11 protein-coding genes are annotated in these 14149 nt (G+C 62.8%); 2 read left to right on the top strand and 9 right to left on the bottom strand.

Translation table 11 applies throughout. From position 1 onward, the window contains the following. Positions 1-2: 2 nt before the first annotated feature. Both ASC80_RS06150 and proS read right to left on the bottom strand, forming a co-directional pair. Positions 3-1271 (bottom strand): lipoprotein-releasing ABC transporter permease subunit, encoded by a 1269-nt coding sequence (locus tag ASC80_RS06150; protein ID WP_056293977.1) that lies wholly within the window; start codon positions 1269-1271, stop codon positions 3-5. A gap of 87 nt (positions 1272-1358) precedes the next feature. Continuing rightward, the gene (gene proS / locus ASC80_RS06145; RefSeq protein ID WP_056293974.1) at positions 1359-2678 is read right to left on the bottom strand and encodes a proline--tRNA ligase; all 1320 of its coding nucleotides are present in this window, start codon (positions 2676-2678) and stop codon (positions 1359-1361) included. Positions 2679-2854: 176 nt separating this feature from the next. On the opposite strand from proS, the gene ASC80_RS06140 reads away from it, so the two are divergent. Together ASC80_RS06140 and ASC80_RS06135 are read left to right on the top strand one after the other, a co-directional pair. Then, on the top strand, positions 2855-3226 hold the full coding sequence (locus ASC80_RS06140; RefSeq protein ID WP_056295673.1) for a hypothetical protein: 372 nt from the start codon (positions 2855-2857) through the stop codon (positions 3224-3226). Between the two features lie 60 nt (positions 3227-3286). Beyond that, complete coding sequence (locus ASC80_RS06135) at positions 3287-5386, top strand: TonB-dependent receptor family protein (RefSeq protein ID WP_056293970.1); 2100 nt, start codon at positions 3287-3289, stop codon at positions 5384-5386. 478 nt (positions 5387-5864) lie between these two features. On the opposite strand, the gene ASC80_RS06130 is transcribed toward ASC80_RS06135, so the two are convergent. The 7 genes from ASC80_RS06130 to nuoL are packed head-to-tail and all read right to left on the bottom strand — an operon-like array spanning position 5865 to position 14077. Next, positions 5865-6134, bottom strand: coding sequence for a DUF1467 family protein (locus ASC80_RS06130; RefSeq protein ID WP_056293967.1), 270 nt, complete (start codon positions 6132-6134; stop codon positions 5865-5867). Positions 6135-6138: 4 nt separating this feature from the next. After that, a complete protein-coding gene (gene mce / locus ASC80_RS06125; protein ID WP_056293964.1) occupies positions 6139-6543 on the bottom strand; it encodes a methylmalonyl-CoA epimerase in 405 nt (134 codons plus the stop codon). 16 nt (positions 6544-6559) lie between these two features. Then, positions 6560-8230: a ribonuclease J gene (locus ASC80_RS06120; protein ID WP_056293961.1), complete on the bottom strand. Its 1671-nt coding sequence runs from the start codon at positions 8228-8230 to the stop codon at positions 6560-6562. Beyond that, a complete protein-coding gene (locus ASC80_RS06115; RefSeq protein ID WP_056293958.1) occupies positions 8230-9039 on the bottom strand; it encodes a biotin--[acetyl-CoA-carboxylase] ligase in 810 nt (269 codons plus the stop codon). The genes ASC80_RS06120 and ASC80_RS06115 overlap by 1 nt, the downstream gene beginning before the upstream one ends. Before the next feature lies 1 nt (position 9040). Continuing rightward, the gene (gene nuoN, locus ASC80_RS06110) at positions 9041-10474 is read right to left on the bottom strand and encodes an NADH-quinone oxidoreductase subunit NuoN (protein ID WP_056293955.1); all 1434 of its coding nucleotides are present in this window, start codon (positions 10472-10474) and stop codon (positions 9041-9043) included. A gap of 25 nt (positions 10475-10499) precedes the next feature. Beyond that, complete coding sequence (locus ASC80_RS06105) at positions 10500-12011, bottom strand: NADH-quinone oxidoreductase subunit M (RefSeq protein ID WP_056293952.1); 1512 nt, start codon at positions 12009-12011, stop codon at positions 10500-10502. Beyond that, on the bottom strand, positions 12008-14077 hold the full coding sequence (nuoL, locus tag ASC80_RS06100; RefSeq protein WP_056293947.1) for an NADH-quinone oxidoreductase subunit L: 2070 nt from the start codon (positions 14075-14077) through the stop codon (positions 12008-12010). The genes ASC80_RS06105 and nuoL overlap by 4 nt, the downstream gene beginning before the upstream one ends. Positions 14078-14149 lie beyond the last annotated feature (72 nt).

Genomic DNA, 14149 nt, shown 5'->3' with positions numbered 1-14149 from the left:
GCTCATTCGTATCGCAGCGCTTCGATGGGATCGAGGCGCGCCGCGCGCCACGACGGGTAGAGCGTCGCCAGGAACGACAGCGTCAGCGCCATGATGACCACCGCCGTTGTCTCGCTGGCATCGACCTGCGCCGGGAGCTTGGAGAGGAAGTACAATTCAGGCGAGAACAATTCGGTGTTGGTCAGCCACGAGATGAACTGCCGGATCGATTCGATATTCGCGCAGATCAGGAGCCCGATGGCGAGGCCGACCAGCGTGCCGACCACGCCGATCGCGGCACCCGTGATCAGGAACACGCGCATCACTGAACCCTGCGTCGCCCCCATGGTGCGCAGAATCGCGATGTCGCTGCCCTTGTCCTTCACCAGCATGATCAGGCCGGAGACGATATTCAGCGCCGCGACCAGCACGATCAGGGTCAGGATCAGGAACATCACGTTGCGCTCGACCTGAAGCGCGTTGAAGAAGGTGGAATTGCGCTGTCGCCAGTCGACAAGGAAGATCGGCCTGCCGGCTGCCTCCGTCACCGACTTGCGGAATTCGTCGATCTTGTCGGGATTTGTCGTGTAAATCTCGATTGCCGTGACATCGTTGGCGCGGTTGAAATAGGCCTGCGCCTCGGCCAGCGGCATGAACACGAACGCCGAGTCGTATTCCGACATGCCGATCTCGAACACGGCCGCGACCTTGTACGGCTTGATCCGCGGCGTCGTGCCCATCGGCGTCACCGCGCCGCGCGGCGCGACCAGCGTCACCGTGTCGCCGGCGCGCAGCGACAGCTGATCGGCGAGACGGCGGCCGATGGCGACGCCCTGCCCCTCGTCGAAGCCTTCGAGCGTGCCCTGCTTGATGTTCTTGGAGATCGAGGTGAGCTGCTCGAGGTCGGCGGCGCGGATGCCGCGCACCAGCACGCCGGAGGCATTGAACGGCGACGACGCCAGCGCCTGACCTTCGACGATCGGCGCGGCGAGCTTGATGCCGTCCACCTTGCTGATCCGCTCGGCCACATCCTTCCAGTCGGTCAGCGGCGATTCCAGAGGCTGCACCAGCAGATGGCCGTTAAGACCGAGAATCTTGTTGAGCAGTTCGGCGCGGAAGCCGTTCATCACCGCCATGACGATGATGAGTGTGGCGACGCCCAGCATGATGCCGAGAAACGAGAAGCCGGCGATGACGGAAATGAAGCCTTCCTTGCGGCGCGCTCTCAAATACCGGGCCGACAGCAGCCATTCAAAGGCCGCGAAAGGTGGGGTCCGAACAGGCTCACTCATGCATTTTGTCCATTGTCCGGATTTTCACACGAATCGGGCGAATTGTAGTCGCACGAGGATCGATCCGCGACCGGACGCTGAACAAAATCAGTGTGTAAACCTGTTCAACGCCTCGTCGAGCGACATGAATTCGCGGCTACCGTCAGCGCGCTTCTTGATTTCGACCTTGCCTTCAGCCAGTCCCTTCGGACCGATCAGGACCTGCCACGGAATTCCGATCAGGTCGGCGGTGGCGAACTTGCCGCCGGGCCGCTGGTCGGTGTCGTCGTAGAGAACGTCGACGCCCTTGGCCGCGAGCGCGCCATACAGCTTCTCGCAGGCCGCGTCAGTCTCGGCAGCTCCCTGCTTGAGGTTGAGGATCGCGACACGGAACGGCGCGACGGCCTCGGGCCAGATGATGCCCGCGTCGTCATGGCAGGCCTCGATGATCGCGCCGACGAGGCGCGACACGCCGATGCCGTAGGAGCCGCCGTGGATCGGCCGCTCGGCGCCATCCGAGCCTGACACCAGCGCCTTCATCGAGTCCGAATACTTGGTGCCGAAGTAAAACACCTGCCCGACCTCGATGCCACGGGTATTGATCCGCTTGTCGGCCGGAACCTCTTTCTCATAACGCGCGGCGTCATGGACGTCCTCGGTCGCGGCGTAGAGTTCGGTCCACTGCTTGATAACCGGCGTGAGATCGCCGTCGTAATCGATGTCCTCGCCCGGCACCGGCAGATCGAGCACGTCCTTGTTGCAGAACACGCCGGATTCGCCGGTCTCCGCCAGCACGATGAATTCGTGCGACAGGTCACCGCCGATCGGTCCGGTATCGGCCCGCATCGGGATCGCCTTCAGGCCCATCCGTGCGAAGGTCCGCAGGTAGGCGACGAACATCCGGTTGTACGACGCGCGCGCCGCAGCCTCGTCGATATCGAACGAATAGGCATCCTTCATCAGGAATTCGCGGCCGCGCATCACGCCGAAGCGCGGACGCTGCTCGTCACGGAATTTCCATTGGATATGATAGAGATTGAGCGGCAGGCTGCGGTAAGACTTCACGTAAGCGCGGAAGATCTCGGTGATCATTTCCTCGTTGGTCGGCCCATAAAGCAGCTCGCGCTTGTGGCGATCCTGAATGCGCAGCATCTCCGGCCCATAGGCGTCATAACGCCCGCTCTCGCGCCACAGGTCGGCGAGTTGCAGCGTCGGCATCAGCAGTTCGAGGGCACCGGCACGATCCTGCTCCTCACGCACGATCTGCTCGATCTTCTTCAGGACCCGGAAGCCAAGCGGCAGCCAGGCATAGATGCCAGCGGCCTCCTGCCGCAGCATGCCGGCGCGCAGCATCAGGCGGTGCGAGACGATCTCGGCCTCCTTGGGCGTCTCCTTGAGAATGGGCAGAAAGAAACGCGACAGTTGCATGGGAATACTCGAGGTTTTCGGGATTTCTGTCCGGGAATCGGGCCGGTTCGGGAACCTTTTCAGTGAAAGCGGATCAAACGGCAAAAGACAAGAGAAAGCATGCGACCGGCTTGGGCAAGACCCGCCGGGTCTTTGCGGCATGTGACAGCCGTGGTACAGGCGGAACCGGGGATGCGATGACTGCGACACGGATCAGAGCGATTGGACGATGGGCTGCCTTTGTTGCGGTCTATGCGCTTGCCTTTAACGTGATCCTGACCAGCATGCTGCTCGCCAGCGTTTCACCGCTCAAATCCAATGCTGCCCACGAACTGTGTCTCAACGGCAGTTCCGGACCATCCAGCACGGACGACAACGCCAAACCGATCATCCGCTGCCCGCTTTGTCTGTCCGGTATCGCGGCGATGGCGGATCAGCCGCCGCAAACCCCGGCTCTGGCCATCCGTATCGCGTTGCAGGTTCTGTTCGAACCGGCGCGGCTCGATGACGGCATCGCCCGCTTTACGATGCTCGACCACCAGCCGCGCGGCCCTCCCCACCTGAGTTGACGACCCGCGCTTTCGCGCACCGCTTCACGTCATTCTCAGTCTCAGTTTGGGGTTTACCTTATGTTTCCCGTTTTCTCGCGGGGGCCGCGTCCGTTGCGACGCGGCTCACTCGCACCCGTTCCCGTTATCCTGCTCGCGCTGATGCCTCCCGCATGGGGCCAAAGCAGCGGCGACGCGCTTCCCACCATCAGCGTCGAAGCCGAGGCGCAAACCGCGCCGCCGTTGCCGACGGCGTTCACCGCCGAACAGGCCAGGCGCGAAATCCAGCAGACGCCGGGCGGCGTCGCGGTGGTTTCGGCGGAGGATTACAAGAACAGCTCGGTCGCCAGCACCATCAAGGATGTGCTCGGCTTCGTCCCCGGCGTGTTCGCCCAGCCCAGATGGGGCGACGACACCCGGCTGTCGATCCGTGGCTCGAGCCTGTCGCGCAACTTCCACCTGCGCGGCGTGCAGCTCTACATGGATGGCATTCCGATCAACACCGCCGACGGCTACGGCGATTTCCAGGAGATCGACCCGACCGCCTACAAATACGTCGAGGTCTACAAGGGCGGAAACGCGCTCCAGTTCGGCGCGAACTCGCTCGGCGGCGCGATCAATTTCGTGACGCCGACCGGCCGCGACGCCGGCATCAACAGCGCCGGCATCGACATGGGCGCATTCGGCTATCGCCGGTTTCAGGCCAGCGTCGGCGGCGCGCATGGGCCGTGGGACGGCTTCTTCACCGCCGCCAACCAGCACGCGGAAGGCTTCCGCGACCACAGCGACGGCCACTCGACCCGCGTCAGCGGCAATATCGGCTATCGGTTCTCGCCGGACTTCGAGACGCGTTTCTATCTCAACGCCAACGACGTCCGTCAGCGCATCCCCGGCTCTATCAGCCGGACCTCGGCGCTGACCTCGCCGCAGACCGCCGCTCCGGGCAATCTTGCGCTCGACCAGCAGCGCAACATCGACACCGTGCGGCTCGCCAACAAGACCACGCTGCGGCTCGACAACACCACGTTCGAGTTCGGCGCGTTCGGCGTCGACCGCCATCTGATGCACCCGATCTTCCAGTGGCTCGACTACCGCTACAAGGATTACGGCGGCTTCGCCAAGGCGACCGACGACCGCATCATCGGCGGCTTCCGCAATCGCCTCGTCGCCGGCATCAACGTCATCAACGGCACCCTCGACAACCGGCAGTTCGCCAATCTCGGCGGCCAGAAAGGTGCGCTGCTGTCGTCATCGCTCGACCGCTCCAGGAACACCTCGGTCTATGTCGAGGATTCGTTCTACGTCCTGCCCAACGTGGCGGCGATCGGCGGCACGCAATTCCTCTACGCCACGCGCGACCGCGAGGCGCGCTTCGGCAGCAAATCGGGTTCGACGGAGTTCAATCTCTGGAGTCCCAAGGGCGGACTGCTGTGGGACATCGATCCGACCTGGCAGGCCTTCGCCAACATTTCGCGGAGCGCCGAGGTGCCGAGCTTCGGTGAAAGCGCATCGGGGCCGGGTATTCCAAACATTCCGTTCACCGACATTCGCCCGCAGCGCGCCACCACCTACGAGATCGGCACCCGCGGCAAACGACCGGATATGACCTGGGAGCTCACCGCCTACCGCGCCAACATCCGCGACGAGCTGCAGTGCATTTACAGCGCGTTCGGCAATTGCAACGTCACCAATGCCGACCGCACCGTGCATCAGGGGATCGAGGCGGGTCTTGGCGTCGCCGTGCTCAGGGGCCTGTTCGACCACGGGCCGCAGCCTAACAAGGTCTGGCTCAACGTCGCCTACACCTACAACGACTTCCGCTTCGACAACGACCCGACCTTCGGCAACAACCAGTTGCCCGGCGCGCCGCGCCACATGCTGCGTGCGGAACTGCTCTACAAGAACGCCAACGGCTACTACATCGGGCCGAATGTCGAATGGGTGCCTCAGGCCTACTATGCCGATAGCGCCAATACGCTGACGACGGACGCCTATGCGATTTTCGGACTGAAAGCCGGCGTCGATGACGGCAAGTATTCGATGTACATCGAAGCACGCAACATCGCCAACACCGCCTACATCGCCAGCACCAGCATCCTCGACCGTGCGACTGCCACGTCGCCGCTGTTCGAGCCCGGCACCGGCCGCGCCGTCTACGCCGGATTCAAGATGAAATGGTAAACAAACGGCGCACTGTCTGCAGGCTGCAGACAGTGCGCCGGAATGAGCGCTTTCATCGTCAATACGCTCGACCTGCGCGGACGAATGAAAAAACCCTTGCGAAACCCACTTTCACGTGTGCCGACGGTAAGACTGTAGGAGGTGCCGCGAGAAAAAACTATTGCTTGAGCCTTGAACAAATATTGCCGAAAAACGTGACAACACGAAATGTTTCGGCTACACACAATCCCTCAGACTGGCGACGCATTCCGCTCACCCAGTCTGGTGGTCCAAGTCTTGGGAGGAGCCCTTGGCGCGCACAAGCAGCGCCACCCCCGTTCAACCAAAGATTAAATCCAACGCAGTCGGGGAAATATAGGGTCGACACAATTTTTCAGAGCAGGGCTTGGCCCTGCTCTTTTTTTGTGTGCGGTTTTTGTGTGCGATCTTTATGTGCAGTGGTTTTGTCTGCAATGGCGCTGATCGACGCGGCGCACGCCTAGATCGGAACCCCCAGCAGCTTCGATAGCCACTCGACGTTGAAATAGCCCGCGAGATAGAGCGTTGCGCCGATCGTAAAGACGATCGCCGAAACGATGGTGGTCCACAGCAGCTTGCGCCCCATCGCCGCCATCACCGGGGCGCCTGGATCCGTTCCCGGTGCACCCTCACCGTCCTCGTGCTGGCTGCGGACGCCGAACGGCAGCACCGCGAACAGCACCACCCACCACAGGACGAAATAGATCGCGATGCCTGATGAGATTGACATGACGTTACGACTGTTCGATTTCGACGAGCGCGCCGGAGAAGTCCTTCGGATGAAGGAACAGCACCGGCTTGCCGTGGGCGCCGATCTTCGGATTGCCGTCGCCCAGCACGCGGGCCCCCTCGGCGATCAGCGTGTCACGCGCCGCGATGATGTCCGGCACCTCGTAACAGACGTGATGGATGCCGCCGTCGGCGTTGCGCTCGAGAAATTTGGCGATCGGGGATTCAGCGCCGAGCGGCTGGATGAACTCGATCTTGGTGTTCGGCAGCGTGGCGAACACGGTGATGACACCATGCTCCGGCAGCGGCACGGCTTCCGAAATCTCGGCGCCGAACGCGGTGCCGTAAATCTTCGCCGCCTTTTCGGCGTCGCGTACCGCAATCGCCACGTGGTTGAGCCGGCCGAGCATGATGTCCTCCGTTAATTCAGACTGTCAGGACGTGAACGACGCAAAGCGGCTTCTTGCCCCATTGCTCGGCGACCGAGGAGCGCACCGCGCGCCGCACGGACTCCGCTACCGCATCCGGATCGCGGCGGCGCGCCCGCGGCAGCGTTTCGACCGTCGACACCACAATGTCAAACACCTCGTCGGCGATGACCTCGCCGGCCATGTTCTTTTCCGGGATACCGACCAGATCGACCTCGGGATCGTCGGCCAGTTCGCCCTTCCCGTCCAGCACCAGCGCAACGAAAGCGCAACCGGCGAACGACAGCTTGCGGCGCTCGGTCACAGCCCGCGCTTTCGCTGTTTCGAGAATATTGCCGTCCTTGTAGATGCGGCCTGCCGGAACCTCGCCGATGATCGCAGGCTCGCCGGGACCGAGCCGGACCTGATCGCCGTTGCGGCAGACGATCACTTTCGGCACGCCGCAGGCCCGCGCGAGTTTGGCATGCTCGGACAGATGCAGCGCCTCGCCGTGGGCCGGAATCAGCAGCTGCGGCCGCACCCACGAGATCATCTCGCGCAGTTCATCGCGCCGTGGATGGCCGGAGACATGCACCAAATGGGTGCGGTCGGTGATGACCTCGACGCCTTGCGTCACCAGCCCGTTGATGATGGCGCCGACCGCCTTCTCGTTGCCTGGAATCGTGCGCGACGAAAAGATCACGGTATCGCCCTGGTTGAGCGTGACCTGCGGATGATCGTCATTGGCGATGCGCGCCAGCGCCGCACGCGGTTCGCCCTGGCTGCCGGTGCACAGCGCCAGCACCTTGTCGGGCGGAAAATGCCCGTAGAGATCGGCGCGGCGAAACGCACCGACGCCGTCGAGATGCCCGGTCTCGCGCGCGACCTGCACCACGCGCTCCATCGCCCGGCCGACAAGGACCACCTCGCGGTCGGCGGCCTTCGCGGCTTCCGCCACGGCGCGCAGCCGGCCGACATTCGAGGCAAAGGTAGTCACCGCGACGCGGCCTCGCGCGGCCTTGATGATCTCGGTGAGATTTTTCGCGACTTCCTGCTCCGATGGAGAGCGGCCCTCGCGCACCGCGTTGGTGGAATCGCCGATCAGCGCCAGCACGCCCTCGTCGCCGAGTTCGCGCAGCCGCTTCTCGTCGGTCGGCTTGCCGGTGATCGGCGTCGGATCGATCTTCCAATCGCCGGTGTGCAGCACGACGCCGGCCGATGTTCGGATCGCCAGTGCATGCGACTCCGGAATCGAATGGGCGACCGGAATGAACTCGACGCTGAACGGGCCTATTTCCACGGTGCCGCCGGATTCGATGACGGTGACTGGAATCTTCGGCGGATTGCGCTCGCCTGCACATTTCGCCTCGAACAGCGCTGCGCTGAAAGCAGTGGCATAGATCGGGCATTTGAGCCGCGGCCACAGGTCGATGATCGCGCCGAAATGATCCTCGTGAGCGTGAGTGAGGACGAGGCCGACGAGGTTCTTCCGCTCGCTCTCCAGAAACCGGATGTCCGGCATCACCACGTCGATACCCGGAAGATGCTCCTCGTTGCCGAACGACACGCCGAGATCGACCGCAAGCCAGCTGCGCTGATGGCGGTAGCCAAGGCCGTAGAGCGACAGGTTCATGCCGATCTCGCCGACGCCGCCAAGCGGCGTGAATGTCAATTCGTCCGGCCGCGCCATCATGCCGCTCCTGCTGATCGCGCGGTGCCGAAATGAACATCACCGGCGGCAATGGAAATACGCTCGCCGCCGTCGGTTTTAAGGATCAGGCAACCAGTGTCGTCGATGGTCTCGAAAATACCTTCGACCGATTTCTCACCGGCCTGAATCGAAATCGGCGCGCCGATACCGGCCGCGCGCTCGAGCCACAGGCGGCGAATTTCGCTGAAACCGTGCCCCTCGTCCCAGATGCCGCGGAATTCGGCCCAGGCATCGGACAGCGCATGAAACAGATCCTCGGCGCCGACCTGGATGCCGAGCGCCGCCAGCGAGGTCGCCGGATACGGCGTGCCTTGTGGCGCGGAGACGACGTTGGTGCCCATCCCGACCACGATCGCCAGCCCGCCGGCCACCGCTTCTGCCTCGAGCAGGATGCCGGACAGCTTCTCACGTCCGGCCAGAACATCGTTGGGCCACTTCAGCGCGAAGCCCCAGTCGGCTGCACCGCCCGTGCGCAAAGCGGCTTCGATGCTGACCTGCCGCAACGCGGCGTCCAGCGCCAGACCCGCGGCAAAGCCGAGGGTGGCGGCGACGGCGGGCGTCACGTCGATGATTTCAAGGATACTGGCGGCGAGGTTGCCGCGCGGCGAAACCCATGCACGCGAGCGGCGTCCGCGTCCGGCGGTCTGCTGATCGGTCACCAGCCATAGCGGACCGGCCTCTCCGGCCCTTGCCCGCGCAAGCGCTTCCGCATTGGTGGAACCGATGCTCTCGAACGCAACGAGCCGGGTGCCGGATGATTGTGATCGCGGACCGAGGCTAAAGGCCATCTCAGAACAGCGATTTCGCGGCCACTGTCGCCGCGTTGACCAGAGGCGCTGGATAGAAGCAGAACAGGATGTTGAAGATGCCGGCCACCGCCAGCACGGTGCGCAGTTCCGGCTGCACCGGATCGACCGCACCGACCGGTTCGTCGAAGTACATCACCTTCACGATCGCCAGATAGTAGAATGCGCCGACCACGCTGGTCAGAACGCCGATCACCGACAGCACGAACAGGCCGGAATGGATCGCCGCGAGGAAAACGTAAAACTTGGCGAAGAAGCCCGCGAGCGGCGGAATGCCGGCCAGCGAGAACAGCAACATGGCGAACAGGAAAGCCAGCACCGGGTTGGTGCGCGACAGGCCCGCGAAATCGCTGATCTGCTCGACCGCCTGCCCCTTGCGCTTCAAGGCAAGGATGAACGCGAAGGACCCGAGCGTCATCGCGACATAGATGGCGATGTAGACGAGCACGCCCTGCGCACCTTCCGCCGTTCCGGCCGCAAGGCCGACCAGCGCGAAGCCCATGTGGCCGATCGACGAATAGGCCATCAGGCGCTTGATGTTCTTCTGGCCGATGGCCGCGAAAGAGCCGAGCGCCATCGAGGCGATCGACACGAACACGACAATCTGCTGCCACTCATGGGTGACGGCCGGAAATGCGGTGAGCAGGATCCGAACCAGGACCGCCATCGCCGCGACTTTCGGCGCCGAGGCGAAGAACGCCGTGACCGGAGTCGGTGCGCCTTCATAAACGTCAGGCGTCCACATGTGGAACGGCACGATCGAAATCTTGAAGCAAAGCCCGACAAGCAGGAAGACGATGCCGAACAGCACACCGATGCTGCCGGTTTTGGCCACGGCCGCGATGCCGGCAAAATTCACCGTTCCGGTGAAGCCGTAGATCAGCGATGCACCGTACAGCATCATGCCCGACGACAGCGCGCCAAGGACGAAATACTTCAGGCCGGCTTCGGTGGACTTGGCGTTATCGCGATGGCTCGCCGCAACCACATACAGCGCAAGGCTCATCAGTTCGAAACCGAGATAGAACGTGATGAGATCGGCGGCCGAAATCAGCACCATCATGCCGACGGTCGAGAGCGTCACCAGAATGGAATACTCGAAAATCTTCGCCTGTTCGGCGAGGAAGCCGCGCGACAGGATCAGCGTGACGACGGAACCGATCAGCGCCAGGATCTTCAGGAAGCGGGCATAATCATCGAGGATGAAGCTGCCGCCGAAGGTCGTCAGCTTTCCAGCGGGAAGCCACAACACCAGGGCTCCCGTCACGACAAGGAGAGCCGCCGCGAGTGCGGTCACCGTCCCAACCGTGCGCTGGCCGCGATACGCTCCCAGCATCAGCAGGAGCATGGCGCCAACGGCCAGCACGATCTCCGGTATCACCGGAAGCAGCGAATACCCTGCAACGTTCAAATTCATAGCGCCCTGTCCTGACCTGTTGCGCTCAGTGCAACAGCGCGGCTGCCTTCACGACAGATACCGCCTGATTGTAGTTGGTCACGAGTTGCTGCACCGACGCCGCCGACATATCGAGCACCGGCGCCGGATAGACGCCGAACAGGATCGTCAGAATGAGAAACGGCGCCAGAATGATGATCTCGCGGAATGTCAGATCCTTGATGCCGGCCAGCGACGGCTTGTCGAGCGTGCCGAACACAACCTTGCGATAGAGCCACAACGCATAAGCCGCCGACAGGATCACGCCGAGCGTCGCGAAGAACGCGGTCGGCAGCGAAACCTTGAAGGTGCCCAGCAACGTCAAGAATTCACCGACGAAGCCGGACGTTCCGGGCAGGCCGACATTGGCCATCGTGAAGGTGAGGAACACCACCGCATAGAGCGGCATCCGGTTGACCAGACCGCCATAGGCGGCGATCTCGCGGGTGTGCATGCGGTCGTAGATGACGCCGACGCAGAGGAAGAGCGCGCCCGACACGATGCCGTGCGACACCATCTGGAACACGCCGCCTGCGACGCCCTGCATGGTGCCGGCGAAAATGCCCATCGTCACGAAGCCCATATGTGCGACCGACGAATAGGCGATCAGCTTCTTCATGTCCTGCTGCACCAGCGCGACCAGCGAGGTGTAGATGATCGCGATTGCCGACAGGGTGAAGATCAGCGGCGCGAAGTCATGCGACGCCAGCGGGAACATCGGCAGCGAGAAGCGCAGGAAGCCGTAGCCGCCCATTTTCAACAGGATAGCCGCCAGCACCACGGAGCCTGCGGTCGGCGCCTCGACGTGCGCATCCGGCAGCCAGGTGTGGACCGGCCACATCGGCATCTTGACCGCGAACGAGGCGAAGAACGCGAGCCACGCCCACGTCTGAAGGTTACGCGGCACGGCGGTGTGCATCAGCGTCGGGATGTCGGTGGTCCCGGCATTCCAGTACAGCGCCATGATGGCGAGCAGCATCAGCACCGAGCCGAGCAGCGTATAAAGGAAGAACTTGAAGCTGGCATAGACTCGGCGCGGGCCGCCCCAGACGCCGATGATCAGGAACATCGGGATCAGGCCGCCTTCGAAGAACAGGTAGAACAGCACGAGATCGAGCGCCGAGAACGTGCCGATCATCAGCGTTTCGAGCACCAGAAACGCCATCATGTATTCGCGCACGCGCAGTTGCACCGACTTCCAGCTCGCGAGGATGCAGAACGGCATCAACGCGGTGGTGAGGATCACGAACGGCAGTGAAATGCCGTCGACGCCCATGTGATAGCCGATGGTGTTGGCGAGCCAGGGCGCCTTCTCGACAAACTGAAAACCGGCCTGCGACGGATCGAACCGCGCCACCAGGATGAGGGAGACGGCGAAGTTAACGACCGTCGTCCACAGCGCGATCCAGCGCGCGTTGCGGTCGGCGGCTTCGTCCCGCCCCCGCGCCAGCAGATAAAGCAGCAGTGCGCCGACAGCCGGCAGGAAGGTGACTACGGAAAGGATGGGCCAGGTCGTCATTGCTGGCCCCCAAGACCGAACATAAACCAGGTGATCAGCCCGGCGACGCCGATCAGCATCGCGAAGGCATAGTGATAGAGATAGCCGGTCTGGATGCGGACGACATTGCGCGTCACATCAAGCACGCGCGCCGAAACACCATCCGGTCCGAAGCCGTCGATGATGGAGCCGTCGCCCTTCTTCCAGAACAAACGCCCGATCCATAACGCCGGCCGCACGAAAATCGCATCGTACAGTTCGTCGAAGTACCATTTGTTGAGCAGGAATTTGTAGAGCATCTGGTGCTGGTTCGCGAGTTCGACCGGCAGGTACGGCCGGCGGATGTAGAACAGCCACGACACCAGGAAGCCGATCACCATCATCACCGTCGGCGAGAACGCGATCCAGCCGGGGATGTGGTGCATCTCTTCGATGACGTGCGGGTTCATCTTGATCGATTCACGGAAGAACTCTCCGATGCCGTGTCCGGCGAACAGCTCCTTGAACGGGAAGCCGGCCAGCACCGATCCCATCGCGAGCACCGCCAGCGGGATCAGCATCACGAACGGGCTTTCGTGCGCCGCCTCATAGTGATGACGATCATGCGGTTGGCCGTGGAAAGTCTTGAAGATCAGACGCCAGGAGTAGAACGAGGTCAGTCCGGCGGCGATCACGGTGCACAGGAAACCGTAGAGCGCGAACGGATTGTGCGCCACGAACGACGATTCGATGATCGCATCCTTGGAGAAATAACCGGCTGTCAGCGGGAAACCGGTCAGCGCCAGTGTGCCGATCACCATCACCGTATAGGTGAAGGGAATCCGGTCCTTCAGGCCGCCCATGTGGCGGATGTCCTGCTCGTGGTGCATCGCGTGGATCACCGAGCCGGAGCCGAGGAACAGCAGCGCCTTGAAGAAGGCGTGGGTGAACAGGTGGAAGATGCCGACCGAATAGGCCCCCGCCCCCATTGCCACAAACATGTAGCCGAGCTGCGAACAGGTCGAATAGGCGACGATGCGCTTGATGTCGTTCTGCACGAGGCCGATGGTCGCGGCGAACAGCGCCGTGGTGGCGCCGATGAACATCACGAACGCCTGCGCGTTCGGCGCAAGTTCGAACAATGGCGACAGCCGCGCGACCATGAACACGCCGGCTGTGACCATGGTCGCGGCATGAATCAGCGCCGACACCGGGGTCGGGCCTTCCATCGCGTCCGGCAGCCAGGTGTGCAGCAGGAACTGGGCGGACTTGCCCATCGCGCCCATGAACAGCAGCAGGCAGGTCAGCGTCAGCGCGTCGACGTTCCAGTGGAAGAACGGAATGGTCTTGCCGACGAGGCCCGGCGCACCGGCGAAGATGGTTTCGAAATCGGTCGAACCGACCAGCGCGAAAATCGCGAAGATGCCGAGCGCGAAGCCGAAGTCGCCGACGCGGTTGACGACGAACGCCTTGATCGCCGCGGCGTTGGCCGACGGTTTCTGGAACCAGAAGCCGATCAGCAAGTAGCTTGCGAGGCCGACGCCTTCCCAGCCGAAGAACAGCTGCACGAGGTTGTCGGCGGTCACCAGCATCAGCATCGCAAAGGTGAACAGCGACAGATAGGCCATGAACCGCGGACGGTTCGGGTCTTCATGCATGTAGCCGATGGAATACATGTGCACGAGCGACGACACCGTGGTCACCACCACCAGCATCACCGCCGTCAGGGTGTCGACCCGCAGCGTCCAGTTCACCTTGAGATCGCCGGAGCTGATCCAGCTGAACAGTTGCACCCGCACGTCGTGATGCATCAGGCCGACATCGACGAACGCGACCCATGACAGCGCCGCCGAAATCAGCAGCAGCGCCGTTGTGATGACTTCAGCCGTTCGTGAACCGGCCGCCGGCGGCTCGACCGGATGGTCGTGGTCGTCGTGACCGTGATCACCGTGAGCATGATCGTCATGAGCAGCGGCGGCATGGCCGTCCCCATGATCGGCATGATCCATTTCGTCGCCGCTGGGGTTGCGCGAGTGGGCGCCCACGATCGTGATCGCGCCTGCAAGCAGCGCGCCGATGAGCGGCAGAAAAACGATGGCCTCGATCATGATAACATTCCCGCGTGGAACGTTGCGGTCCAACCGGCAACGCTCCGCCTGCCCTTTATCTCGAGCATGATC

Origin of the sequence: Afipia sp. Root123D2, assembly GCF_001425835.1 — a bacterium.
GTDB lineage: Bacteria > Pseudomonadota > Alphaproteobacteria > Rhizobiales > Xanthobacteraceae > Afipia.
The sequence above is the reverse complement of the archived record's forward strand: the minus strand, read 5'-3'. Positions and strand labels throughout refer to the sequence as shown.

Bases quoted from the DNA above. Each gene is read 5' to 3' on its own strand.
- ASC80_RS06150 (WP_056293977.1), bottom strand. From the start codon at position 1,271: ATGAGTGAGCCTGTTCGGACCCCACCTTTCGCGGCCTTTGAATGGCTG.
- proS (WP_056293974.1), bottom strand. From the start codon at position 2,678: ATGCAACTGTCGCGTTTCTTTCTGCCCATTCTCAAGGAGACGCCCAAG.
- ASC80_RS06140 (WP_056295673.1), top strand. From the start codon at position 2,855: ATGACTGCGACACGGATCAGAGCGATTGGACGATGGGCTGCCTTTGTT.
- ASC80_RS06135 (WP_056293970.1), top strand. From the start codon at position 3,287: ATGTTTCCCGTTTTCTCGCGGGGGCCGCGTCCGTTGCGACGCGGCTCA.
- ASC80_RS06130 (WP_056293967.1), bottom strand. From the start codon at position 6,134: ATGTCAATCTCATCAGGCATCGCGATCTATTTCGTCCTGTGGTGGGTG.
- mce (WP_056293964.1), bottom strand. From the start codon at position 6,543: ATGCTCGGCCGGCTCAACCACGTGGCGATTGCGGTACGCGACGCCGAA.
- ASC80_RS06120 (WP_056293961.1), bottom strand. From the start codon at position 8,230: ATGGCGCGGCCGGACGAATTGACATTCACGCCGCTTGGCGGCGTCGGC.
- ASC80_RS06115 (WP_056293958.1), bottom strand. From the start codon at position 9,039: ATGGCCTTTAGCCTCGGTCCGCGATCACAATCATCCGGCACCCGGCTC.
- nuoN (WP_056293955.1), bottom strand. From the start codon at position 10,474: ATGAATTTGAACGTTGCAGGGTATTCGCTGCTTCCGGTGATACCGGAG.
- ASC80_RS06105 (WP_056293952.1), bottom strand. From the start codon at position 12,011: ATGACGACCTGGCCCATCCTTTCCGTAGTCACCTTCCTGCCGGCTGTC.
- nuoL (WP_056293947.1), bottom strand. From the start codon at position 14,077: ATGATCGAGGCCATCGTTTTTCTGCCGCTCATCGGCGCGCTGCTTGCA.